The sequence below is a fragment of the Streptomyces sp. NPDC093544 genome (assembly GCF_040683495.1).
GTDB lineage: Bacteria > Actinomycetota > Actinomycetes > Streptomycetales > Streptomycetaceae > Streptomyces.
Map to the genome: position 1 here is coordinate 154054 of NZ_JBFBEA010000004.1, position 24087 is coordinate 178140.

22 protein-coding genes are annotated in these 24087 nt (G+C 69.6%); 13 read left to right on the forward strand and 9 right to left on the reverse strand.

Features of this window, described 5'->3' with window-relative positions; translation table 11 throughout:
* Positions 1–52 precede the first annotated feature (52 nt).
* The 6 genes from AB0N66_RS06890 to AB0N66_RS06915 all read left to right on the forward strand — a co-directional run bounded on the left by AB0N66_RS06890 (position 53) and on the right by AB0N66_RS06915 (position 8095).
* Complete coding sequence (locus AB0N66_RS06890; protein WP_365429756.1) at positions 53–2458, forward strand: SulP family inorganic anion transporter; 2406 nt, start codon at positions 53–55, stop codon at positions 2456–2458.
* A 201-nt stretch (positions 2459–2659) separates the two neighbouring features.
* Positions 2660–4660, forward strand: a complete 2001-nt coding sequence (acs, locus tag AB0N66_RS06895) for an acetate--CoA ligase (protein WP_365429758.1) — start codon at positions 2660–2662, stop codon at positions 4658–4660.
* 234 nt (positions 4661–4894) lie between these two features.
* Positions 4895–6298 carry a Na+/H+ antiporter NhaA gene (gene nhaA, locus AB0N66_RS06900; RefSeq protein WP_365429760.1) on the forward strand — a complete coding sequence of 468 codons (1404 nt, stop codon included), beginning with the start codon at positions 4895–4897 and terminating at the stop codon, positions 6296–6298.
* Positions 6299–6339: 41 nt separating this feature from the next.
* Positions 6340–6828: a phage holin family protein gene (locus AB0N66_RS06905; RefSeq protein WP_365429762.1), complete on the forward strand. Its 489-nt coding sequence runs from the start codon at positions 6340–6342 to the stop codon at positions 6826–6828.
* Entirely contained in the window at positions 6825–7775 is a 951-nt protein-coding gene (locus AB0N66_RS06910; protein ID WP_365429764.1) for an alpha/beta hydrolase, read from the forward strand. Before AB0N66_RS06905 ends, AB0N66_RS06910 begins: the two co-directional genes overlap by 4 nt.
* Before the next feature lie 140 nt (positions 7776–7915).
* The gene (locus AB0N66_RS06915) at positions 7916–8095 is read left to right on the forward strand and encodes a hypothetical protein (RefSeq protein WP_365429766.1); all 180 of its coding nucleotides are present in this window, start codon (positions 7916–7918) and stop codon (positions 8093–8095) included.
* A gap of 173 nt (positions 8096–8268) precedes the next feature.
* Here AB0N66_RS06915 and AB0N66_RS06920 read toward each other — a convergent pair whose 3' ends face one another.
* The 3 genes from AB0N66_RS06920 to nth all read right to left on the reverse strand — a co-directional run bounded on the left by AB0N66_RS06920 (position 8269) and on the right by nth (position 11858).
* The gene (locus AB0N66_RS06920; protein WP_365429768.1) at positions 8269–9468 is read right to left on the reverse strand and encodes a MarP family serine protease; all 1200 of its coding nucleotides are present in this window, start codon (positions 9466–9468) and stop codon (positions 8269–8271) included.
* A 120-nt stretch (positions 9469–9588) separates the two neighbouring features.
* Entirely contained in the window at positions 9589–10314 is a 726-nt protein-coding gene (locus AB0N66_RS06925) for a CoA pyrophosphatase (RefSeq protein WP_365429770.1), read from the reverse strand.
* A 356-nt stretch (positions 10315–10670) separates the two neighbouring features.
* Positions 10671–11858 carry an endonuclease III gene (gene nth / locus AB0N66_RS06930; protein ID WP_365429772.1) on the reverse strand — a complete coding sequence of 396 codons (1188 nt, stop codon included), beginning with the start codon at positions 11856–11858 and terminating at the stop codon, positions 10671–10673.
* A gap of 252 nt (positions 11859–12110) precedes the next feature.
* Between nth and AB0N66_RS06935 the strand changes: the two genes are divergently transcribed.
* From AB0N66_RS06935 to AB0N66_RS06950, 4 genes are all read left to right on the forward strand, one after another.
* Positions 12111–12785, forward strand: a complete 675-nt coding sequence (locus tag AB0N66_RS06935) for a Crp/Fnr family transcriptional regulator (protein ID WP_016642758.1) — start codon at positions 12111–12113, stop codon at positions 12783–12785.
* Between the two features lie 254 nt (positions 12786–13039).
* On the forward strand, positions 13040–13864 hold the full coding sequence (locus AB0N66_RS06940) for a hypothetical protein (protein WP_365429774.1): 825 nt from the start codon (positions 13040–13042) through the stop codon (positions 13862–13864).
* A 23-nt stretch (positions 13865–13887) separates the two neighbouring features.
* The gene (locus AB0N66_RS06945; protein WP_365429776.1) at positions 13888–14040 is read left to right on the forward strand and encodes a hypothetical protein; all 153 of its coding nucleotides are present in this window, start codon (positions 13888–13890) and stop codon (positions 14038–14040) included.
* 37 nt (positions 14041–14077) lie between these two features.
* Positions 14078–14893, forward strand: a complete 816-nt coding sequence (locus AB0N66_RS06950; protein ID WP_365429778.1) for a nucleotidyltransferase domain-containing protein — start codon at positions 14078–14080, stop codon at positions 14891–14893.
* 4 nt (positions 14894–14897) lie between these two features.
* Here the strand turns inward: AB0N66_RS06950 and AB0N66_RS06955 are convergent, their stop codons facing one another.
* The 4 genes from AB0N66_RS06955 to AB0N66_RS06970 all read right to left on the reverse strand — a co-directional run bounded on the left by AB0N66_RS06955 (position 14898) and on the right by AB0N66_RS06970 (position 17423).
* Positions 14898–15728 carry an MBL fold metallo-hydrolase gene (locus AB0N66_RS06955; protein ID WP_365429780.1) on the reverse strand — a complete coding sequence of 277 codons (831 nt, stop codon included), beginning with the start codon at positions 15726–15728 and terminating at the stop codon, positions 14898–14900.
* Positions 15725–16594 carry an NUDIX hydrolase gene (locus tag AB0N66_RS06960; RefSeq protein WP_365429782.1) on the reverse strand — a complete coding sequence of 290 codons (870 nt, stop codon included), beginning with the start codon at positions 16592–16594 and terminating at the stop codon, positions 15725–15727. Before AB0N66_RS06960 ends, AB0N66_RS06955 begins: the two co-directional genes overlap by 4 nt.
* 185 nt (positions 16595–16779) lie before the next feature.
* Positions 16780–17268 carry a RidA family protein gene (locus AB0N66_RS06965; protein ID WP_365429784.1) on the reverse strand — a complete coding sequence of 163 codons (489 nt, stop codon included), beginning with the start codon at positions 17266–17268 and terminating at the stop codon, positions 16780–16782.
* Positions 17265–17423 carry a DUF4177 domain-containing protein gene (locus AB0N66_RS06970; RefSeq protein WP_073492664.1) on the reverse strand — a complete coding sequence of 53 codons (159 nt, stop codon included), beginning with the start codon at positions 17421–17423 and terminating at the stop codon, positions 17265–17267. Before AB0N66_RS06970 ends, AB0N66_RS06965 begins: the two co-directional genes overlap by 4 nt.
* Before the next feature lie 118 nt (positions 17424–17541).
* On the opposite strand from AB0N66_RS06970, the gene AB0N66_RS06975 reads away from it, so the two are divergent.
* A complete protein-coding gene (locus AB0N66_RS06975; RefSeq protein ID WP_365429786.1) occupies positions 17542–18519 on the forward strand; it encodes an ArsA-related P-loop ATPase in 978 nt (325 codons plus the stop codon).
* Positions 18516–19979 (forward strand): ArsA family ATPase, encoded by a 1464-nt coding sequence (locus AB0N66_RS06980; RefSeq protein ID WP_365429788.1) that lies wholly within the window; start codon positions 18516–18518, stop codon positions 19977–19979. The genes AB0N66_RS06975 and AB0N66_RS06980 overlap by 4 nt, the downstream gene beginning before the upstream one ends.
* A gap of 150 nt (positions 19980–20129) precedes the next feature.
* Here AB0N66_RS06980 and AB0N66_RS06985 read toward each other — a convergent pair whose 3' ends face one another.
* Positions 20130–20468: a WhiB family transcriptional regulator gene (locus AB0N66_RS06985; RefSeq protein WP_365430232.1), complete on the reverse strand. Its 339-nt coding sequence runs from the start codon at positions 20466–20468 to the stop codon at positions 20130–20132.
* A 407-nt stretch (positions 20469–20875) separates the two neighbouring features.
* On the opposite strand from AB0N66_RS06985, the gene AB0N66_RS06990 reads away from it, so the two are divergent.
* Positions 20876–23161: a transglycosylase domain-containing protein gene (locus AB0N66_RS06990; RefSeq protein ID WP_365429790.1), complete on the forward strand. Its 2286-nt coding sequence runs from the start codon at positions 20876–20878 to the stop codon at positions 23159–23161.
* A 334-nt stretch (positions 23162–23495) separates the two neighbouring features.
* On the opposite strand, the gene AB0N66_RS06995 is transcribed toward AB0N66_RS06990, so the two are convergent.
* Positions 23496–23963, reverse strand: coding sequence for a GatB/YqeY domain-containing protein (locus AB0N66_RS06995; RefSeq protein ID WP_365429792.1), 468 nt, complete (start codon positions 23961–23963; stop codon positions 23496–23498).
* Between the last annotated feature and the right edge of the window lie 124 nt (positions 23964–24087).

Consider the following 24087-nt stretch of genomic DNA (forward strand, 5'->3'; position numbering starts at 1 on the left):
GGCGGGGGACCACCTGTTCCGCGACCGCGCTGCCCCGGAGGAGACGGGAACCATGTCTGCCTGCGTCCCCACCCGCGCCGCCGACTCGACTCGGCCCAAGCGCATCCACCAGTCCCACAGCCCCCCGCCGACTCCGCCCCGCCGATTCCGCATCGCGGGCGCCGATCTGTCGGCCTCGATCGCGGTCTTCCTGATCGCCCTGCCCCTGTCCCTCGGCATCGCCCTCGCCACCGGCGCGCCGCTCCAGGCCGGCCTCGTGGCTGCCGCCGTCGGCGGACTCGTCGCCGGACGGCTCGGCGGCTCGCCACTCCAGGTGAGCGGGCCCGCCGCCGGGCTCACGGTCGTCACCGCCGAGCTCATCCACCTCTACGGATGGCGTACGACCTGCGCCATCACCGTCCTCGCCGGCATCACCCAAATGGGCCTGGCCCAAATGCGGGTGGCCCGTACAGCGCTGGCCGTCAGCCCCGCGATCGTGCACGGCATGCTCGCCGGTATCGGCGTGACCATCGCCGTCGCCCAGCTGCACATCGTGCTGGGCGGCATCCCGCAGAGCTCCGTCCTGGACAACATCCGCGCACTGCCGGACCAGTTGGCGAACGTCCATCCCGCAGCGGTGTCGATGAGCGCGCTGACTCTGGCGCTGCTCCTCGCCTGGCCGCGGATCCCCGGGCGGGTGGGAAAGCTGCTGCGCAGGATCCCGGCAGCGCTCATCGCCGTCGCCGGGGCCACCGTGACCGCCTCGCTCGCCGGGCTGACCCTGCCCAAGGTCGACCTGCCGTCCTGGAGCAGCCACGCGCTGGCCGGGCTGCCCGAGGGACCGGTGCTGGGGGTAGCGGCCTCCGTCCTCACCGTCACGCTCGTGTGCAGTGTGCAGTCGCTGCTCGGTGCCGTGGCTGTGGACAAGCTGGTGGCGGGGCGACCCGAGTTGCGGGCGCGGGTGGGCCGCTCCGACCTCGACCGGGAGCTGCTCGGGCAGGGCGCCGCCAACATCGTCTCCGGCGCGCTCGGCGGGCTGCCGGTCGCCGGGGTCGCCGTACGGAGTTCCGCGAATGTCCAAGCCGGCGCCGTGAGCCGGAACTCCACGATGCTGCACGGCGTTTTCGTAGTAGTTGCCGCGCTGCTGATGGTCCCGATCCTGGAGCTGATCCCGCTCGCATCGCTCGCCGCCCTGGTGATGGCCGTCGGCATCCAGATGGTGTCCCTGCACCACATCCGCACGGTCACCCGCCACCGTGAGGTGCTGGTGTACGCGGTCACCACCATCGGCGTCGTGTTCCTCGGCGTCCTGGAAGGCGTCGTCCTCGGCGTCGCCGTGGGGATCGCGGTCGCCATGCACCGCCTCGCCCGCACCCGCATTACGTATGAGGAGAGGGAGGGAACCCATTACGTACACGTACGAGGGCAGTTGACGTTTCTCGCGGTGCCACGGCTCAGCCGGGCCCTGCATCAAGTGCCCCACGGGGCCGACGCGTTCGTGGAGTTGGACAGCTCCTTCATGGATCACGCGGCTTACGAGGCGTTGCAGGACTGGCAGAACTCGCACACCGCGCAGGGCGGCACGGTCGAGCTGACCGGACGGACGGGCAGCCGGATCACCGAGCCCACGGGCTCCGCCCACTGTCGCTGCCGGCCCTGGACACCCTGGCGCAACCACCACTGCGAGCCGTCCGCGAGCCCGCGTTCCGCACCTCCGGGAAGCCGACCTGGTGGACCGGGTGAATCTGCTGAACCGGAGGACTCCACCGACCCCACCGGACCCTCCGGGGCGAGCGGTCGGAGCGGGCACCAACTGGCGCGTGGCATCAGCGCGTTCCAGCGCAACACCGCACCCCTGGTGCGGGGCGAGCTGGCGCGGCTGGCCCGGGAAGGACAGCGACCGGCGCAGCTGTTCCTGACCTGTGCCGACTCGCGGCTCGTCACGTCGATGATCACCTCCAGTGGTCCGGGCGACCTCTTCGTCGTACGGAACGTGGGCAACCTCGTGCCGTTGCCCGGGGAGGAAAGTGGGGACGACTCGGTGGCCGCGGCGATCGAGTACGCGGTGGACGTGCTGAAGGTGCGGTCCATCACGGTGTGCGGGCATTCCGGGTGCGGTGCGATGCAGGCCCTGATGAACGCGGAGCCCGGAGGGGCGATGACCCCGCTCAAGCGGTGGTTGCGGCACGGGCTGCCGAGCCTGGAGCGGATGGCCGCCAAGGACCGGCCGTGGGCGCGGCTGGCCGGGCGGGCGCCCGCCGACGCGGTGGAACAGCTCTGTCTGACCAACGTGGTGCAGCAGTTGGAGCACCTGCGGGCGTACGAGTCCGTGGCGCGGGCCCTGCGGGAGGGCGCGCTCGAACTGCACGGGATGTATTTCCACGTGGGCGAGGCGCAGGCGTATCTGCTGACCGACCGCGAGGGGGCCGAGCTGTTCGATCACGTGGGAGCGGCGGAGGATCTGCGTTATCCCGCGTGAGCTGTCCCGCGGTCACGCGTGACGTGTTGCACAGTCACGCGTGACCTTGTCCCTCGTGTCGGGTGAACCCGACACCCGAGGTGTACGTGCCCCAGAGTGGTCCCTCTGAAGAGTGCCCCGGCCGCCGGCTCTGTCGACCTCGATAGGTCTAAACCAATTTCGGGTCGGCCCTTGTCATCGGGCCCCCGGGTCTGATGAGCTGTGGCCTGGGACACAACGGACACCCTGGGAAAGGGAGATGTCGTGAGCAACGAAAGCCTGGCCAACCTGCTGAAGGAAGAGCGCAGGTTCGCGCCGCCCGCCGACCTGGCGGCGAACGCCAACGTCACGGCGGAGGCGTATGAGCAGGCCAAGGCTGACAGGCTCGGCTTCTGGGCCGAGCAGGCCCGCCGGCTGACCTGGGCCACCGAGCCGACCGAGACGCTGGACTGGTCGAATCCGCCGTTCGCCAAATGGTTCAAGGACGGCAAGCTGAATGTCGCGTACAACTGCGTGGACCGGCATGTGGAAGCGGGCCATGGCGACCGGGTCGCCATTCACTTCGAGGGTGAGCCCGGGGACAGCCGGGCCATCACCTATGCCGAGCTGAAGGACGAGGTCAGCAAGGCCGCCAACGCGCTGACCGAGCTGGGAGTCGAGAAGGGCGACCGGGTCGCCGTATACCTGCCGATGATCCCCGAGGCCGTCGTCGCGATGCTCGCGTGCGCCCGGATCGGCGCCGCGCACTCGGTTGTCTTCGGCGGGTTCTCCGCGGAGGCGATCGCGACCCGCATCCAGGACGCGGACGCCAAGCTGGTCATCACCTCCGACGGTGGCTACCGGCGCGGCAAGCCGTCCGCGCTCAAGCCCGCCGTCGACGACGCGGTCAGCCGGGTCGACGGGGTCGACAAAGTGCTGGTGGTGCGCCGTACCGGGCAGGAGGTCGCCTGGACCGAGGGCCGCGACGTGTGGTGGCACGAGATCGTCGAGCGGCAGTCCGCCGAGCACACGCCGGAGGCGTTCGAGGCCGAGCACCCGCTGTTCATCCTCTACACGTCCGGGACGACCGGGAAGCCGAAGGGCATCCTGCACACCTCGGGCGGCTATCTCACGCAGGTCTCGTACACCCATCACGCCGTCTTCGACCTCAAGCCGGAGACCGACGTCTACTGGTGCACGGCCGACATCGGCTGGGTCACCGGGCACTCGTACATCACATACGGACCGCTTTCGAACGGCGCGACGCAGGTGATCTACGAAGGGACGCCGGACACCCCGCACCAGGGGCGGTTCTGGGAGATCGTGCAGAAGTACGGGGTGACGATCCTGTACACGGCGCCGACGGCCATTCGTACGTTCATGAAGTGGGGCGACGACATCCCCGCGAAGTTCGATCTGTCGTCGCTGCGGGTGCTCGGGTCGGTCGGTGAGCCGATCAACCCCGAGGCATGGATGTGGTACCGGAAGCACATCGGGGCCGACCGGACACCGATCGTGGACACCTGGTGGCAGACCGAGACCGGCGCGATGATGATCTCGCCGCTGCCGGGCGTGACGGAGACCAAGCCGGGGTCCGCGCAACGAGCGTTGCCGGGTATCTCGGCGACCGTCGTCGACGACGAGGCGCAGGAAGTGCCCAACGGGGGTGGCGGCTACCTCGTGCTCACCGAGCCGTGGCCGTCGATGCTGCGGACCATTTGGCGGGACGACCAGCGGTTCCTCGACACGTACTGGTCACGGTTCGAGGGCAAGTACTTCGCCGGTGACGGCGCCAAGAAGGACGACGACGGGGACATCTGGCTCCTCGGTCGCGTGGACGACGTGATGCTCGTGTCCGGGCACAACATCTCGACGACCGAGGTCGAGTCGGCGCTCGTCTCGCACCCGTCCGTCGCCGAGGCGGCGGTCGTGGGCGCGGCGGACGAGACGACCGGGCAGGCGATCGTGGCCTTCGTGATCCTTCGCGGGACCGCTTCCGCCGAGGACGAGGGGCTGGTGGCGAGCCTTCGTAATCACGTGGGCTCCGTGCTCGGGCCGATCGCCAAGCCCAAGCGGGTGCTGCCGGTGGCCGAGCTGCCGAAGACCCGCTCCGGCAAGATCATGCGGCGCCTGTTGCGTGACGTCGCGGAGAACCGGGAGCTCGGTGACGTCACCACGCTCACGGACTCGACGGTGATGGACCTGATCCAGGAGAAGCTGCCTGCAGCGCCCAGCGAGGACTGAGTCGCCCATTCGCCCTCATAGGTGTGGGGGCGCCGTACGCCCCCACACCCAGGTCCCCCGGCAGCAGACGCGCCGATCCCCCCGTTTCCCCCTACCGTGAAGATCACCGGATAGGTCCCGCCGCACCTTAGGTAAGCTAAGTACTGCGTCAACGACGCGACAAGATCCTCAAGGTGCGCCGGGAAGTCTGGTCGGCATGTGCTTCGTCCTGCCCGCCCGACCGGAGGTCTCCTCGTGCCCGCCCCCGCGCCCCCCACCGACACCCGCAAGTTCCTCGGCCGACTTTCGCTGCCCGAGCGGAACTTCGTGGCGAACGCGCTGCGCGCCGAGACCGTCGGCGGCGTCCTGCTGCTCGTGGCCGCGATCGCGGCGCTCATCTGGGCGAACACGCCGATCAAGGACAGTTACCGGACCGTCCTCGACTTCCACGTCGGCCCCGGCGCACTCGGGCTGAACCTCTCCCTCCAGCACTGGGCGGCCGACGGACTGCTCGCCGTGTTCTTCTTCGTCGCCGGTATCGAACTCAAGCGCGAGCTGGTGGCCGGGGATCTGCGGGACCCGAAGGCGGCACTGCTGCCGGTCGCCGCCGCGGTGTGCGGGATGGCGGTTCCGGCGCTCGTCTACACCCTCACGAACGTGCTGGGGGGCGGCTCTCTCGACGGCTGGGCGGTGCCCACCGCCACGGACATCGCGTTCGCGCTCGCCGTCCTCGCGGTCATCGGTACGTCCCTGCCGTCGGCCTTGCGCGCCTTCCTGCTCACGCTCGCCGTCGTCGACGACCTCTTCGCGATCCTGATCATCGCGGTCTTCTTCACCGCCGAACTGAACTTCGCCGCCCTCGCCGGCGCGGTCGTCGGCCTCGGCGTCTTCTGGCTGCTGCTGCGCAAGGGCGTACGCGGCTGGTACGTGTACGTTCCGCTCGCGCTCGTCATCTGGGGGCTGATGTACAACAGCGGCATCCACGCCACCATCGCCGGTGTCGCGATGGGACTGATGCTGCGCTGCACCCGGCACGAGGGCGAGCCGCACTCCCCCGGCGAGCACGTCGAACATCTTGTACGACCTTTGTCGGCCGGGCTCGCGGTGCCACTGTTCGCGCTGTTCAGTGCCGGGGTGGCGGTCTCGGGAGGCGTCCTGGGGGATGTGTTCCAGCGGCCCGAGACGCTCGGTGTCGTCCTCGGGCTCGTCGTCGGCAAGGTGGTCGGCATCTTCGGCGGGACCTGGCTGACGGCCCGGTTCACGAGAGCCTCGCTCAGTGACGACCTGGTCTGGCCTGACGTCTTCGCCGTCGCCTCCCTCGCCGGGATCGGTTTCACCGTATCGCTGCTGATCGGCGAACTCGCCTTCGACGGCGACCCGGTGCTCACCGACGAGGTCAAGGCCGCCGTCCTCGTCGGCTCCCTCATCGCGGCCGTGTGCGCCGGAACGCTGCTGAAAATACGTAACGTCAAGTACCGCAGGCTGGTCGAGGCCGAGGAACGCGACGAGGACCTCGACGGCATCCCCGACATCTACGAGCAGGACAACCCGGCCTACCACTTGCGGATGGCCGAGATCTACGAGCGCAAGGCCGCCGAGCACCGAAGGCTTGCCGAAGTGACGGGCGGGGCAAGCGAGGGGAGCGACGGTCCGGCATGATCTGACACGACCGTACAAACATGCAGGAGAGGGAGATCGCAATGAGTGCACCCGACGGCAGTCCGGTCGGCGCCGAACGCAGCATCGGCCAACTGTTCGCCTCGGCGACGACCGAGATGTCCTCGCTGGTGCACGACGAGATCGCGCTGGCGAAGGCGCAGCTCAAGCAGGACGTGAAACGCGGGGCGATCAGCGGTGGCGCGTTCGCGGTGGCCGGCGCGGTACTGATCTTCTCCCTGCCGATGCTGAGCTTCGCCCTGGCGTACGGCATCCGGACCTGGAGCCACTGGAACCTCGCGCTCTGCTTCCTGCTCTCCTTCGCGGCGAACGTGCTCCTTGCCGTCGGGCTCGCCCTGATCGGCGTGGTCTTCGCGAAGAAGGCCAAGAAGAGCAAGGGCCCGCAGAAGGTGGCGGCCTCGGTGAAGGAGACGGCGGGCGTCCTGCAGAACGCCAAGCCGCACCCCCGCGAGCTGCCCGCACAGGATCGTGTGCCCGAGGCCATCGAGGCTGTGGCACGCTCGTCCTCATGACGGACCCCGCCACACCTTCGGCGCAACCCACTTCGGTCGTACGCCTCGACATCCCCGGCGGACAGGGACTGACCCACCGGGACGTCGCCGCGAACGGCGCGCGCTTTCACATCGCCGAGATGGGCGACGGGCCACTCGTCCTGCTGCTGCACGGTTTCCCGCAGTTCTGGTGGACCTGGCGCCATCAGCTGGTGGCGCTCGCCGACGCCGGTTTCCGCGCCGTGGCCATGGACCTGCGGGGCGTCGGCGGCAGCGACCGCACGCCGCGCGGCTACGACCCCGCCAACCTCGCGCTCGACATCACCGGGGTCGTACGTTCCCTCGGCGAACCCGACGCCGCGCTGGTCGGGCATGACCTGGGCGGGTATCTGGCGTGGACGGCGGCCGTGATGCGCCCCAAGCTCGTACGCCGGCTCGCGGTCTCCTCGATGCCACATCCCCGGCGCTGGCGCAACGCCATGCTCTCCGACGTCAAGCAGACGTCCGCGAGTTCATACATCTGGGGGTTCCAGCGGCCGTGGGTTCCCGAGCGGCAACTCGTCGCGGACGACGGCGCCTTGGTCGGCCGACTGGTACGGGACTGGTCGGGGCCGCAACTGCCGGGCGACGAGGCCGTGGAAACGTACCGCCGTGCCATGTGCATCCCCTCCACGGCGCACTGCGCGGTCGAGCCGTACCGGTGGATGGTGCGGTCCATGGCCCGCCCGGACGGAATCCAGTTCAACCGGCGCATGAAGCGGCCGGTTCGGGTGCCGACGCTGCATCTGCACGGCTCGCTCGACCCGGTGATGCGCACGCGCAGTGCCGCGGGCTCCGGCGAGTACGTCGAAGCGCCCTACCGGTGGCGGCTGTTCGACGGGCTCGGACACTTTCCGCACGAGGAGGATCCGGTGGCGTTTTCGACCGAGTTGGTCAACTGGTTGAAGGATCCCGAGCCTGACAGGTGAGGTCGTCCGGGGAGGGCGCTCGGACGTTCGGTATCCGGACGGGAACGCCAGTCCCACGAACAGCCAAGTGCCTTACGCATAGGCCAATTGGGGGCCCAGGGGGTGGTTATCGACCTTGGGGCGGGGGCAGACGTCGGGGTATGGGCTGGACGCACGACTTCAGTGACGTAGCACGCACTCGCCGCTCGGCCGCGGGCCTGAGCTCCCATCAGAGGAGCACCCCGCCGCTACCGGGCACGGACCTCCGGGTGGGGATCCCACGTATTCTGCGCCGCCGGGCCCGCTGGGTCTCGGTACGGCTGCGCCATCCTCGCGGCTGAACCACCGACACGCCTCGCGGCCGGTCCGTGGATGAGCCTCGTGGTTGGACCGTCGATGAGCCTCGTGGCTGGACCGTCGGTGTGCGACGCGGCTGTACCAGCGACACGCTTCGCGGCTGGGCCAGCGACACGCCTCGCGCGCTGCGGCCCGGACCACGGCAAGCGGGCCCGTGTCAGAGCGCGCAGCTGTCGCTGTCCACCTGCTGGTTCGCGGTGCGCCCCTTGGTGATGTCCTCCTGGACCTCGTCCGCGGTGAGCGCGTAACCGGTGTTGGGGTCGTCGAGGGACTTCGCGAAGACCACGCCGTACACCTTGCCTTCGGGTGTGAGCAGCGGGCCGCCCGAGTTGCCCTGGCGGACGGTCGCGTAGAGCGAGTAGACGTCGCGGCGCACCGTGCCCCGGTGGTAGATGTCCGGGCCGTTGGGCTTGATGCGTGCGCGCACACGCGCGGGCTGGATGTTGTACGCGCCGTTCTCCGGGAAGCCGGCGACGATCGCGCTGTCGCCGGTGACCGCGTCATCGGTCGTGAACTGGAGGGCGGGCGCGTCCAGGTCCGGTACGTCGAGTACGGCGATGTCGCGCTCCCAGTCGTAGAGGACAACCGTGGCGTCGTACTTCCTGCCCTCACCGCCGATCTGGACGGTGGGCTCGTCGACTCCGCCGACCACGTGGGCGTTGGTCATCACTCGGCGGTCGCCGAAGACGAAGCCGGTGCCTTCGAGGACCTTGCCGCAACTCTGGGCGGTGCCCACCACCTTGACGATGGACTTCTGGGCGCGGGCGGCGACGGGGCTGTTGGCGAGGGCCGGGTCGGGCGGCTGGACTTCGGTGATGGGCTCGTTGGCGAACGGGCTGAAGACCTGTGGGAAGCCGTTCTGCGCGAGGACCGAGGAGAAGTCGGCGAACCAGGTGTCGGCCTGGTTGGGCAGCGCGCGGGACACGCCGAGCAGCACCTTGGAGCTGCGGACCTCCTTGCCGAGCGTCGGCAGCGTCGTACCGGCCAGGGCCGAGCCGATCAGCCAGGCGACCAGGAGCATCGCCACGACGTTGACGAGGGCGCCGCCCGTCGCGTCCAGGGCGCGGGCCGGGGACCAAGTGATGTACCGGCGCAGCTTGTTGCCGAGGTGGGTGGTGAGGGCCTGGCCCACGGAGGCGCAGACGATGACGACGACGACCGCGACGACGGCGGCGGTCGTGTTCACCTCGGCGTCGTCGGTGAACGCGCCCCAGATGACCGGGAGCAGGTAGACGGCGACCAGGCCGCCCCCCAGGAAGCCGATCACGGACAGGATGCCGACGACGAAGCCCTGGCGATAGCCCACGATCGCGAACCACACGGCGGCGACCAGCAACAGGATGTCCAGCACGTTCACTGCTTCTAGCCTCGCCTCATCACTCTGCGGTCACTCCGTCTCGGCTGGGGGGCTGACCCGCGGCACAGCCGCTGACGGGTGCGGCGTCCCCCAGGAAGACACAGCACGGGGGCCACCCTGTCATGCGCGCCAGTCGAGCGGGACCTGGTTCTCGCGGTCCCAGGGCAGCTCCCAGCCCGCGTAGTGCAGGATCCGGTCGATGATGCCCGCCGTGAAGCCCCAGACGAGGGCGGATTCGACCAGGAATGCCGGACCTCGGTGGCCGCGGGGGTGCACGGCGGTCGCACGGTTGGCGGGGTCCGTGAGATCCGCCACGGGGACGGTGAAGACCCGCGCCGTCTCGTTCGGATCGACCACTCCGACCGGCGTCGGGCGACGCCACCAGCCAAGGACGGGCGTGACGACGAAGCTGCTCACCGGGATGTAGAGCTTGGGCAGTACGCCGAAGAGCTGGACGCCGCTCGGGTCGAGCCCGGTCTCCTCCTCGGCCTCGCGGAGAGCGGCCCGCAGCGGCCCGTCGGCCATCGGGTCGCCGTCCTCGGGGTCGAGGGCTCCGCCGGGGAAGGAGGGCTGTCCGGCGTGGGATCGCAGGGAGGTGGCGCGCTCCATGAGCAGCAGCTCGGGGCCGCGCTCGCCCTCGCCGAACAGGATGAGCACGGCGGACTGGCGCCCCGCACCGTCACTCGGCGGCAGGAAGCGGCTCAGCTGGAGCGGCTCCACCGACTCGGCGGCGCGCACCACCGGGTCGAGCCAGTCGGGCAGGCCGTCCTTGCTCAGCGCCACCGGGCCGCCGCCCGGCACGTCGCTCTCCAAGCGACCGCCCTGCGTGTTGCTCGCGTGCGTCATCGCCACCCCCGTTCTGCTGTTCCCAACGCCTGCGGGTGCCGTGTTCGTTCCGTCGCCGTCCGGTGCTTTGGGAGGTCTCCGATGAGGGGCGTCGGCCGGTGCGCTGGCGTGTGCCCGGCGGTTGGGGCCGTCGTCGGCCAGCGCGCTGCTGTGTGTCGAGCCGCTGAGGCCGTCGCCCGGCGGCCCGCCTTGCGCCTGACCGCCGCGGCCGTCGCTCGACGCCCTGTCGGCGGCCGGGGCCGTCGCCCGGCGCGCTGGCGTGTCGTCGGCCGCTGACGCCATCGTCCGACGCCTTGCCAGGTGCCCGGCCGCTGAGGCCGTCGCCCGGCGGCCTGCCGTGTCGTCGGCGGGGGCTGTCATCCAGTGCCCTGGGGTGTTCCCAGCGGAGGTGCCGGGATGCCGCCCGCGTCCAGGTAGGACTGCGGGGGGTTGAGGCGCTGGCCGGGGAAGCCGCCCTTCTCGTACTTCAGGAGCTTCTTCGCCTTCTCCGGGTCCGTCTCGCCCTCTCCGTACGCCGGGCAGAGCGGCGCGATGGGGCAGGCGCCGCAGGCGGGCTTGCGGGCGTGGCAGATGCGGCGGCCGTGGAAGATCACGTGGTGGGAGAGCATCGTCCAGTCGCTCTGCGGGAAGAGCGCGCCGACGGCCCCCTCGATCTTGTCGGGCTCCGTCGCGTCGGTCCACTGCCAACGGCGCACCAGGCGCTGGAAATGCGTGTCCACGGTGATGCCGGGGCGCCCGAACGCGTTGCCGAGCACCACGAAAGCGGTCTTGCGGCCCACTCCGGGGAGCTTGACGAGGTCTTCGAGACGGCCGGGAACCTCGCCCCCGAAATCGTCCCGCAGGGCCTTGGAGAGCCCTATCACCGACTTGGTCTTGGCCCGGAAGAACCCCGTCGGGCGCAGGATCTCCTCGACCTCCTCCGGGTTGGCCGCGGCCAGGTCCTCGGGGGTCGGGTACTTGGCGAAGAGCGCCGGAGTCGTCTGATTCACCCTCAGGTCGGTCGTCTGCGCCGACAGGACGGTGGCTACGACCAGTTGGAAGGGGTTCTCGAAGTCCAGCTCCGGGTGGGCGTACGGATACACCTCGGCGAGTTCGCGGTTGATGCGGCGGGCTCGGCGGACGAGAGCGGTGTCTGGCGCGGGGGCCTTCTGCGGGAGCTTGGCGGGGGTTGCCTTTTTGGCGGCCGCCGTCGCCTTTTTGGCCGCCGTCGCCTTTTTGGCCGCCGTCGCCTTTTTGGCGGGGGACGCCTTTTTTGCGGGGGCGGGCTTCTTGCTCGCAACCGTCCCCTTTTTGGCGGGAGTGGGCGTGTTGGCCGTAATCGTCGCCTTCTTGGCCGATGCCGGCTTGCTGGTCGTAATCGTCGCCTTCTTAGGGGTCGCTTTTGCGGGCGTCGCCTTCTTGGCGGCTGCCGTCGCCTTTTGGGCGGGCTTCTTGGCGGGCGCGTCGGCCGTCGCCTTCGCCTGCGCCCGCTTTGCTCCCTTTGTCGTTTTCTTGGTACCGTCCGTGGGCTGTTCGCCCACGGCGGAATCACGACGTACAACCACCCGCCCAGCCCCCTTGGCCTGTGCTCTCACCGGCGTTTTGGACACCCGGCCAGCCTAAAGCCCGGTACTGACATCCGCCCCGGACCCTGGAGATCAGCCCCCAATTGGCCCCCTGCCGCACTGCCCGGGACTCCAGTGCGGCAGACTTGTGACTGATCACACTGTTTGGACCGTCCGGCAAGATGGGGAACTCGGTCCCCTGGTACCAAGGGGGAGCAAGATCCCCTGAGCAGGTCGACAAGGAGAGAACTCGTGGACGACGTTCTGCGGCGCGCCCCGCTCTTCGCGGCGCTCGATGACGAGCAGGCCGCGGAGCTCCGCGCCTCCATGAGTGAGGTGACCCTCGCGCGCGGTGACGCTCTCTTCCATGAGGGTGACCCCGGGGACCGCCTCTATGTGGTCACCGAGGGCAAGGTGAAGCTCCACCGCACCTCCCCCGACGGCCGCGAGAACATGCTGGCCGTCCTGGGCCCCGGTGAGCTGATCGGCGAGCTGTCGCTGTTCGACCCCGGTCCGCGCACGGCCACGGCCAGCGCGCTGACCGAGGTCAAGCTGCTGGGCCTCGGCCACGGCGACCTCCAGCCCTGGCTGAACGCGCGGCCCGAGGTGGCCGCCGCCCTGCTGCGCGCCGTCGCCCGGCGCCTGCGCAAGACCAACGACCAGATGTCCGACCTGGTCTTCTCGGACGTGCCCGGCCGCGTGGCCCGCGCGCTCCTGGACCTCTCGCGGCGCTTCGGCGTGCAGTCCGAAGAGGGCATCCACGTCGTGCACGACCTCACGCAGGAGGAGCTGGCCCAGCTGGTCGGCGCGTCCCGCGAGACGGTCAACAAGGCCCTCGCCGACTTCGCGGGCCGCGGCTGGCTCCGTCTGGAGGCACGTGCCGTGATCCTGCTGGACGTGGAGCGACTCGCGAAGCGGTCACGCTAGCCGTACGTCTCCAATACGTCTGCCGTACGACTTCTTACTGAAGGGCCCTGCCGCATGGTGGGGCCCTTCTTGTATCGCCGGGTGGGGACCCAAGCGGCAAGGGGCGGGTATGTACGAGGACAGGGCGCCGGAGTCGGTCTGGGCGGGGCAGTCGGCGAAACCCGGCGGCGGCGCAGCAGCCGTGGAGAAGCTGGCGGGAGAAGGACGACCCGGGCGCACCGCTGGGCACCTGGGCGGTGGACGGGATCCTCGCGATGGCTCGCGTCGACGGGGTGCGGGCGTACGGGTTGACGACCGGTGAACCCCTGTGGACCTGGCAGCCGCCCGGCGACGGCGACCAGGTGATTGCCTACATCTCGCAGGACACGGCGGACGGCGTGGCCGTCGTACTGCACCACGACGACGGGGACAGCCACGACGGCAGGGACAGCAGTCACGACGGAGCCGTCACCGATGGGCTCGGCGACGCGTGGCACGTCCACCTCACCGGCCTTGATCTCCGCACGGGCTCGGCGGTCCGGACGCGTGCGCAGCGCGCCGACGAACTGGGATCCGCCTCCGCGGACGCGCGCGAGGTGGCGCTCGGCGGCGGCCGTATCGCGACCGCCCATACCCGTGTCGGGGACTTGGAGACCACGATCCGGCTGGTCGACGCGCGCACCGGAGCCCTCCAGTGGGAGCGACCGCTCCCCGAGGGTCGGCGGGACGCCTCCGTCCTGGCGGCCGATCCAGTCGTCGTGTCCATCGTCTCCATCGTCGGGCCGGAAGATCCCGCTTCCCGCCGGCTCCACCTGATGACGGCGGACACGGAGCAGGCCATCGATCTGCCCCGGCTGCCGCACAAGGGGCCGCCGCCGTTCGACGTACCCCCGTTGTACGAGGCTTTCGGTGGGCACCCGGTGATCGTCGGCGACACGCTCGCCGTCGAACTCCTCTCGCCCCAGCCGGACGACCAGGAGCACACGGGAAGCAGCCTCCCGCGCTCTCCATCGCCACGGGCGACTTCCGCTGGTCGTGGTCCAGTACGTACGGCGGCACGATTTTCCCGCTGGCCCACCGGGGCTACCTCCTGGTCCTGAACGGATACGGCGACCGGGCGACGGTGCTCGATCCCGCGGACGGCCGGGTCGTGGCCGAGCGCTCCCTGCCCGGCTACAGCTTCCGGGCGCGCCCCGTCGCCTCCGGTGACTGCCTCGCCGTGGTCTGCACAGCACCGCGCACCACCCGGCGCGTACGCGTGTTCCGCTGGAAATGACATGACCCCCTGCCGTGGTCGGCTGCACAGTGGTGCCATGCGGAACAAGGGGCTCGATACCCAGGGCTACATCGCGCCCGAGGGCGCTCTCGGACTGATCCCGAGGGAGTTCCGGCCCGTGGTCGCCACGGCACGGGACCGGCTCCTCGACGTCTTCGGGGCGAGGCTCAACAGCGCGTACCTCTACGGGTCGATTCCGCGCGGCACCGCGCGCGTGGGGCGCAGCGATCTCGATCTGCTCCTCGTCCTGCGCGAGGAGCCCACCGAGGAGGACCGTGCGGACGCCCGCTCGCTCGACGGTGCGCTGGACAAGGAGTTCGCGCAGATCGACGGCTCCGGAACGCTCCTGGTCAGCCGTACGCGGCTGCTGAGCGACCTGGAGACGTACGACCTGGGCTGGTTCGTCGCGTGCCTCTGTACGCGTCTCCTGGGCGAGGATCTGGCCGAGTTCCTGCCGCGCTACCGTCCCGACTCGCTCCTCGCCCGCGAGACGAACGGCGACCTCACGCTGTTCCTGACGCGCTGGCGCGAGCGGATCGCCGACGCCGCCGATACGGAGGAGGCCCGGCGTCCGCTCGTGCGGTTCATGTCGCGCCATCTCGTACGGACCGGGTTCACACTCGTCATGCCGCGCTGGAACGGCTGGACCAGCGACCTGAGGGAGATGGCCGAGGCGTTCGCCGCGTACTACCCGGAGCGGGCCGACCGGATGCGGGAGGCGGCCGTCCTCGGATACGAGCCCCGCGGTGACCTCGCCGTCCTGCGGTCCTACGTCGACGACCTCGGGCCGTGGCTGGCCGAGGAGTACGCGCGCGTGCACGGCGTCAAAGCCACGAGGCCCGACCAGGAGTAGGTCCCTAGATGAGCCCGTGCTCGCGCAGGTAGTCCAGCTGGGCGCGTACCGACAGCTCGGCCGCGGGCCACAGGGAGCGGTCCACGTCCGCGTACACGTGCGCGACGACCTCGGACGACGACCGGTAGCCGTTCTCGACCGCCGTCTCGATCTGGGCGAGACGGTGGGCCCGGTGGGCGAGGTAGAACTCGACTGCGCCCTGGGCGTCTTCGAGGACGGGCCCGTGGCCCGGCAGGACGGTGTGGACGCCGTCGTCCACCGTCAGGGACCTCAGGCGTCGCAGAGAGTCCAGATAGTCGCCCAGACGGCCGTCAGGATGGGCCACCAGGGTCGTACCACGGCCCAGGACGGTGTCCCCGGTCAGGACCGCCTGATCGGCCGGGAGATGGAAGCACAGCGAGTCGGACGTGTGACCGGGGGTGGACACGACACGCAGCTCCAGGCCGCCGGTGGTGATCACGTCCCCCGCGCCAAGACCCTGGTCCCCGAGCCGCAGCGCCGGATCCAGCGCCCGCACCTTCGTCCCCGTCAGCCCGGCGAACAGCACGGCGCCCTCGGCATGGTCGGGGTGCCCGTGCGTGAGCAGGGTCAGCGCGATCCGCTTGCCCGCCTTCTCCGCCGTATCGATGACATTGCGCAGATGTACGTCGTCCATGGGGCCCGGGTCGATCACCACCGCAAGTTCGGAGTCCGGCTCGGACAGGATCCAGGTGTTGGTGCCGTCCAGGGTCATCGCGGACGCGTTGGGGGCCAGGACGTTGACGGCTCGCGTGGTGGCGGGGCCGGAGAGCACCCCGCCGCGTGGCTGGCCGGGGAGGGCGGCTGCGTCGGTCATGCGGGGGCCCCACCGGTCGGGATGTGCTTGGTGAACTCGTCGTGGCCGGGCCAGGAAAGGACCACGTCGCCGTTCTCCAGGCGGGCCTTGGCCAGGACGGGGGTCAGATCGCGGTCGGGTGCGGCGGCGAGGGCTTCGGCGGCGGTGTCGTAGGCGGTGAGCCGGCGCAGGGTCGCGACGGTGGGCGGCATCATGAGCAGCTCGCCTTTGTCGTACGAGGCTGCCGCGTCCGCCGGGTGGATCCATACCGTGCGGTCGGCCTCCGTGGAGGCGTTGCGGGTGCGCTGCCCCTCCGGGAGGGCGGCCACGAAGAACCACGTGTCGTAGCGGCGGGTTTCGAACTCCGGCGTGATCCAACGCGCCCAGGCGCCCAGGAGGTCCGACCTGAGGACGAGTCCCCTGCGGTCCAGGAACTCGGCGAAGGAGAAGTCGCGGGCGACCAGAGCCGCGCGGTCAGCCTCCCAGTCGTCGCCTGTGGTGTCGCTGATGACCGTGTCCGGGGTGGGGCCGGCAAGGAGGACGCCCGCCTCCTCGTACGTCTCACGGACCGCCGCGCAGACGATTGCCTGGGCGAAGGTCTCGTCGCCGCCGAGCCTTTCCGCCCACCACGCGCGCGTGGGGCCCGCCCAGCGGATGTGCTGCTCGTCGTCGCGCGGGTCGACGCCGCCGCCCGGATACGCGTACGCGCCTCCGGCGAAGGCCATGGAGGCGCTTCTGCGCAGCATGTACACCACAGGGCTGCGGGGGTTGTCCTTGAGCAGCATCACGGTGGCCGCGCGCCTGGGGGTCACCGGCGTCAGCGTGCCCTCAGCGAGCGCGCGGATCCGGTCGGGCCACTCCGGTGGGAACCACTGCCCATTCGCCATGGGCGGAGGCTATCTCGTGCCGGGCGGATGTTCGAGTGGCCGCCTCTTGGGATCCGCTGCCCGGCGGTGAGGGGCGGGACCAAGAGTTTTTCGCCCCCTCCGCCCCTACCCGTCCCGTACCTGAGGGCTCCGCCCCCAGACCCCCGCATCGCGCTGAACGCGCTCGTCCTCAAACGCCGGACGGGCTAGAACCCTCCAGCTCCGGACGCGCTGACGAGCTCCACCTGGATCTCGACCTCGACCGGCGCGTCCAGCGGGAGGACCGCCACGCCGACCGCGCTGCGGGCGTGGACGCCCTTGTCGCCGAGAACCGCGCCGAGGAGTTCACTGGCGCCGTTGAGGACGGCCGGCTGGCCCGTGAAGTCGGAGGCCGAGGCGACGAAACCGACGACCTTCACGACACGCGCGACGCGGTCCAGGTCTCCCGCGACGGACTTGACCGCGGCGAGCGCGTTCAGCGCACAGATGCGGGCCAGGTCCTTCGCCTCCTCCGGCGTGACCTCCGCGCCCACCTTGCCGGTGAGCGGAAGCTTGCCTTCCACGATCGGGAGCTGGCCCGCCGTGTAGACGTACACGCCGGACTGCACGGCGGGCTGGTACGCCGCCAGCGGCGGGACCACGTCGGGCAGCGTCAGCCCGAGTTCGGCCAGCTTGGCCTCGACGGCGCCGCTCATGCCCTCTCCCGCTTCAGGTAGGCCACCAGCTGCTCGGGGTTGTTCGGCCCGGGCACGACCTGGACGAGCTCCCAGCCGTCCTCGCCCCAGGTGTCCAGAATCTGCTTCGTGGCATGGACGAGCAGAGGCACGGTTGCGTATTCCCACTTGGTCATACGGGCGACTGTAGCGGCTGTCACGGGCGCCCTCCCGCGGGCCTCCTACGCCGCTTCACCCACACGTTGTCCACAGCCTCCTGCTTAGTACGGCGGCGGACTGGTTAGGCTCGAATACGTGAGCAGGCTCCAGGTCGTCAGCGGCAAGGGCGGTACCGGCAAGACCACGGTAGCCGCCGCCCTCGCGCTCGCCCTCGCGACAGAGGGCAAGCGCGCTCTCCTCGTCGAGGTCGAGGGCAGGCAGGGCATCGCGCAGCTCTTCGAGACAGAAGCGCTGCCCTACGGCGAGCGGAAAATCGCCGTCGCTCCCGGGGGCGGGGAGGTGTACGCCCTCGCCATCGACCCCGAACTGGCCCTTCTGGACTACCTCCAGATGTTCTACAAACTGGGCAGTGCCGGCCGCGCCCTGAAGAAACTCGGCGCCATCGACTTCGCGACCACCATCGCGCCCGGTCTACGGGATGTGCTCCTGACCGGCAAGGCCTGCGAGGCCGTACGCCGCAAGGACAAGAGCGGGCGGTTCGCGTACGACTACGTGGTCATGGACGCACCGCCCACGGGGCGCATCACTCGCTTTCTGAACGTCAACGACGAGGTGGCCGGCCTCGCGAAGATCGGCCCGATACACAATCAGGCACAGGCCGTCATGCGCGTCCTCAAGTCCAAGGAGACGGCCGTTCACCTGGTGACGCTCCTGGAGGAGATGCCCGTACAGGAGACCGCCGACGGCATCTCCGAACTGCGGGCGGCGAAGCTGCCGGTGGGGCGGATCATCATGAACATGGTGCGGCCCACGCTGCTCGACGACGCCGATCTGGAGCTGACGGCCGCCGCTCCCCGTACCGCCATCGCCAAGTCGCTCTCCGCGGCCGGGCTGGGCGGCGCCCGTCGCGGCGGGCTCGCCGAGCGGCTGGTGGACCCGCTGCTCGAAGAGGCCGCCGAGTACGCCGCGCGGCACACCCTGGAGCGCGAGCAGCGGGCCGTGCTCACGGAGCAGGGCCTGCCGCTGCACGAACTCCCGCTGCTCGCCGAGGGAATGGACCTGGCGGGCCTGTACCAACTGGCCAAGGAACTGCGTCAGCAAGGGATCTCATGAGTTCGGACCCGGCCCGCGCCTCACAGGACTCCGCCCACACGCACGACTCGCCTCGCGCGCTGGAAACAGCACGCCTCCTGGACGTCGATCCGCTGATCGACGACCCGAAGACCCGCATCGTGGTGTGCTGCGGCTCGGGCGGCGTCGGCAAGACGACCACGGCGGCGGCGCTGGGGCTGCGTGCCGCCGAGCGCGGCCGCAAGGTCGTCGTGCTCACCATCGACCCCGCACGCCGCCTCGCCCAGTCGATGGGCATCGACTCCCTGGACAACACCCCGCGCCGGGTGAAGGGCGTGGAGGGGGACGGCGAGCTGCACGCCATGATGCTCGACATGAAGCGCACCTTCGACGAGATCGTCGAGGCGCACGCGGACCGCGAGCGAGCGTCCGCGATCCTGAACAACCCCTTCTACCAGTCGCTTTCGGCGGGCTTCGCGGGCACGCAGGAGTACATGGCGATGGAGAAGCTGGGGCAGCTGCGGGCGAGGGACGACTGGGACCTCATCGTCGTCGACACCCCGCCGTCCCGCTCGGCCCTCGACTTCCTGGACGCGCCCAAGCGGCTCGGGTCCTTCCTGGACGGACGGCTGATCCGGCTGCTGACGGCGCCGGCGAAGCTCGGCGGGCGCGCGGGGATGAAGTTCCTGAACGTCGGGATGTCGATGATGACCGGCACCCTGGGGAAGCTCCTTGGCGGACAACTCCTCAAGGACGTACAGACCTTCGTGGCCGCGATGGACACGACCTTCGGCGGGTTCCGTACGCGCGCGGACGCCACGTACAAGCTGCTCCAGGCCCCCGGCACCGCCTTCCTGGTGGTGGCGGCCCCGGAGCGCGACGCGCTGCGCGAGGCCGCGTACTTCGTGGAGCGGCTCGCGGCCGAGGACATGCCCTTCGCCGGTCTGGTGCTCAACCGTGTGCACGGAAGCGGCGCCGCTCAGCTGTCGGCCGAGCGGGCGCTCGGCGCCGCGGAAAACCTCGGACTCGTCGCCGCGGAAAATCATGACCTCGAAGCCGCGGAAAATCTTGACGAGGCTCGCATTGTCGATCAGGGGGGCGGGAAGGCTGGACTTCGTAACGCTCCCGACACGTACGACAGTTCAGAATCTCCCGCTTCCGAGGCACCGGCTCCCGACGCGTCCGACGATCCCGACGAAGGCTCCCCCGCCGCCACGGACAGGACCGTCACAACGAACGGGAGCGTCGCTGCGCACGGGACCGCCGACACCGGCCGGACCGTCGAACAACTCACCGCAGGCCTGCTGAGGCTGCACGCCGAGCGCATGCAGCTGCTCTCCCGCGAGCAGCGCACACGTGACCGCTTCACCGCCCTCCACCCCGAGGTGGCGGTGGCCGAAGTGGCGGCGCTGCCCGGTGACGTACACGACCTGGCAGGGCTGCGGGACGTCGGAAACCGGCTCGCGGCCGGTCGGCCGGAGCTGCCCGCGACCGGCGCCTGACGCGGCGCCTCCCGTGTCCTGTTCCTGAGAGGCCCGCAGGGCTTCAAAAGGCCTGCGAGACCCGAAAAGACCTGCGGTGGCCCAAGGGTCTGCGGGGCCCCCGGTGGCCTGAGGGCCTGCGGGGCCCGCGATGGCCTGAGGGAAACACCCTCAACCCACCGCCAAGTAGCGCTCGTACACCTCTTCCTCGTCGAGGGGCAGCAGGCCCGCGCCGCGCTCGTACTCCGTGCGCGCGGTCTCGAGCAGGCGTCGCCACGAGGTGACGGTGGGGCGCCGGCGCAACAATGCGCGACGCTCCCGCTCTGTCATGCCACCCCACACGCCGAATTCGACGCGGTTGTCGAGCGCATCGGCGAGGCACTCCGTGCGAACCGGACATCCGGTGCACACTGCCTTTGCCCTGTTCTGCGCTGCTCCTTGAACGAACAGTTCATCTGGATCGGTAGTGCGGCAGGCCGCCTGCGCACTCCAGTCGGTTACCCAGCCCATACCGGCGCCGTCCTCTCCCGAATCGAGGCTCCCCCACGGCGGCAGCGGCATATTCACCGCCGCCAGTTGAGGACGTTACGGAAGGTGGGCACAGCGCAACACCCCCTTCGGGCCCAATCTTGAATGGCCCGAACGGACTATGCGTAAGCGGCAGATCACCCGGGGGAGTGACCTGGCGACATGCGTGAGCTTCCCGGCATACCGGGACAGTTCAGTTGAGTCACAACGGACGCCGGGTGACACTCAAGGCGGATTCGGACACGCCCCCAACAAAAAGTTGGGCTACCTCCGGAACGATTCGGGGTCGCCGGACGTATTGATACATGGCCGCACTGCTGTGACAGTTGTGAGCAGCTTAGGCCAAGGCCTATACGCGTGTCCGGCGATTGAGAACGTAGGCTGCCCCCATGCCAAAGAAGCGCTCGGGCGGTGGTCTGTCACCTTTTCAGCAGTCCGCCAAGTTCCTCGGTGTCAGCGTGCTCGCAGGTGCGGTCATGGCCGGAATCGCGTTGCCCGCAGCGGGTGCGCTCGGCCTCGCCGCCAAGGGTTCGGTCCAGAGTTTCGACGAGATTCCGGACGAGTTGAAGAGCCCACAGCTGAGCCAGCGGACCACGATCCTGGACAGCGAGGGCGGCCAGATCGCCACGGTCTACTCGCGCGACCGGACCGTGGTCGACCTCAAGGACATCTCGCCGTACATGCAGAAGGCGATCGTCGCGATCGAGGACTCACGCTTCTACGAGCACGGCGCGGTCGACCTGAAGGGCGTCCTGCGCGCCCTGAACCAGAACGCGCAGAGCGGCGGAGTGTCCCAGGGCGCCTCCACGCTCACCCAGCAGCTCGTGAAGAACTACTTCGTCGAAGAGGCCGGCGACGACCCGACGAAGGTCGCCCAGGCCACCCAGCAGACCCTCGGCCGCAAGATCCGCGAGCTCAAGTACGCGATCCAGCTGGAAGAGAAGCTCGGCAAGAAGAAGATCCTCGAGAACTACCTGAACATCACGTTCTTCGGCGAGCAGGCCTACGGCATCGAGGCCGCCGCCCAGCGCTACTTCTCCAAGCCCGCCAAGGACCTGAACCTCCAGGAGTCGGCACTGCTCGCGGGCATCGTCCAGTCGCCCAGCCGGTACGACCCGGTCAACGACGAGGCGGAGGCCACCAAGCGCCGCAACACCGTGCTGCAGCGCATGGCCGAGACGAAGGACATCTCGCAGGCGGAAGCCGACCAGGCCATGAAGACGCCGCTCGGTCTGAAGGTCAGCAAGCCGAACAACGGCTGCATCACGGCGGTCGAGGGCGCGGCCTTCTTCTGCAAGTACGTCGAGAAGGTCTTCCTCAGCGACCCGGTCTTCGGCAAGACCAAGGAGGAGCGGGCCAAGATCTGGAACCAGGGCGGCCTGACGATCCGTACGACGCTCGACCCGCAGGCACAGGAGTCGGTGCAGGCCTCGCTCAAGGACCACGTCAACCAGACGGACAAGGTCACCGCCGCGGCCACCCTGGTCGAACCCGGCACGGGCAAGATCGTCGGCATGGGCCAGGCGACGCCCTACGGCTACGGCAAGAACGAGACCGAGTACAACTACTCGGTCAACTACTCCATGGGCGGCTCGAACTTCGGCTTCCCGACCGGTTCGACGTTCAAGCCGTTCGTCGCCGCGGCCGCGCTGGAGGAGGGCCGGCCCGCGACCCAGGAGTACGCGTCGCCGTACGAGATGGAGTACCCGAGTCCCGTCCAGACCTGTGACAGCAAGCCGTGGGTCAACACGGGCGACGACACGGTGGAGAACGAGGCCGAGTCGGAGGTCGGGCCGTACCGGCTGAAGGACGCGATGGCCAAGTCGGTCAACACCTACTTCGTGCAGATGATCTCCGACATCGGCCTGTGCCCGGTGGTCGACATGACCGACAACCTGCACGTCACACAGGGCAACGGCGACAAGCTGCCGGAGAGCCCGTCCATCGCCCTCGGCGCGGTGGGCCTCTCGCCGCTGACGATGGCCACCGCGTACGCCTCCTTCGCCGCCCGGGGCATGTACTGCACCCCGGTCGCCATCGAGTCGATCACGCAGAAGGTCGGCGAAAGTCAGAAGTCCCTCGCGGTGCCGAAGTCGACCTGCACGCGCGCGATGTCCGAGAAGACCGCGGACACCGTCAACACCCTGCTGAGCGGCGTGATCGACTCCGGTACGGGCCAGGCGGCCGGTCTCACCGACCGCGCCAACGCCGGTAAGACGGGTACGACGGACTCCCGCAAGAACGCCTGGTTCGTCGGCTACACGCCGAACCTCGCCGGCGCGGTCTGGGTCGGCAGCGCCACGCAGAAGGTCGAGATGGAGAACATCACGATCGGCGGCGTCTGGCACGACAAGGTCTACGGCGGCCAGGTCCCGGGTCCCATCTGGAAGGACGCGATGACCGGCGCCCTCGAGGGCAAGGACTCCCCGTCCTTCAACCTCGTCAACATCCCCGACGCCCCGAAGGAAAAAGACAAGGGCAACGACGACGGGGACAACGGGGACGACGGAAACGGGAACGGCGGCCAGACCGACGGCGGCCTCACCACGACCGGTACCACCACCGGTGGCGACACCGGCGGCGGCGGCACCGTCCCGACGCCTTCCTTCTCCATCCCGGAGGGCTTCCTCCAGGGGCAGGGCGATGGCGGGAACGGGACCGGTGGGCGGGACTAGCCTGCCGCCTGACTGTTCCGGGCCCGGGACTAGCCTGCCGCCTGGCTGTTTCGGGCCCTGGGTTTGATACGCCGGTGGGGGCGTCCCTGGTTACTGGGGGCGCCCCCACCGGCGTATGGGTCGGAAAGTCGCTTTGTGCGGTCGCCTTCGTGCGGACGCCTCGTGCGTGCGGTCGCTTTGTACATGCGATGGCTTCGTGCGTGCGGTCGCCTCACGCATGCGATGGCTTCGTGCGTGCGGTCGCCTCACGCGTGCGGTGGCTTCGTGCGTGCGGTCGCCTCACGCGTGCGGTGGCTTCGTGCGTGTGGTCGCTTCGTACGGTGAGCGAGGTCGCTCAGGCGCCCGCGAGGAGCTGCTTGACCAGGGCGGCGACGCGGCCGCCCTCAGCCAGGCCGGCCACCTTCGGGTTCACGATCTTCATGACCTGGCCCATGGCACGCGGCCCCTCGGCACCCGCCGCCTTCGCCTCCTCGACGCCCTGGGCGACGATCTGCCGGAGCTCGTCGTCGGACAGCTGCTTGGGAAGGTACGTGGCGAGGATCTCGCCCTCCGCCTTTTCCCGCTCGGCCGACTCGGGACGCCCGCCCAGCGCGAAGGCGTCCGCGGCCTCACGGCGCTTCTTCGCCTCGCGGGTGATCACCTTCTGCACTTCCTCGTCGGAGAGTTCGCGCTTGGTCTTGCCCGCGACCTCTTCGTTGGTGATCGCGGAGAGGGTCAGCCGGAGCGTCGAGGAGCGGAGCTCGTCGCGCTCCTTGATGGCGGCGTTGAGGTCTTCCTTGAGCTTCGACTTAAGCGTGGTCATGCCGTCGATTGTCGCAGGTGTGGCGAGACGGTTGCCTGTTGATTTCGGCGGGGGCGTACGTCGTGCACGCGAGGTTGTCCTTGGTTGTCCACAGGGGGCACGCCAGGTTGCCGCGGTCTGACAC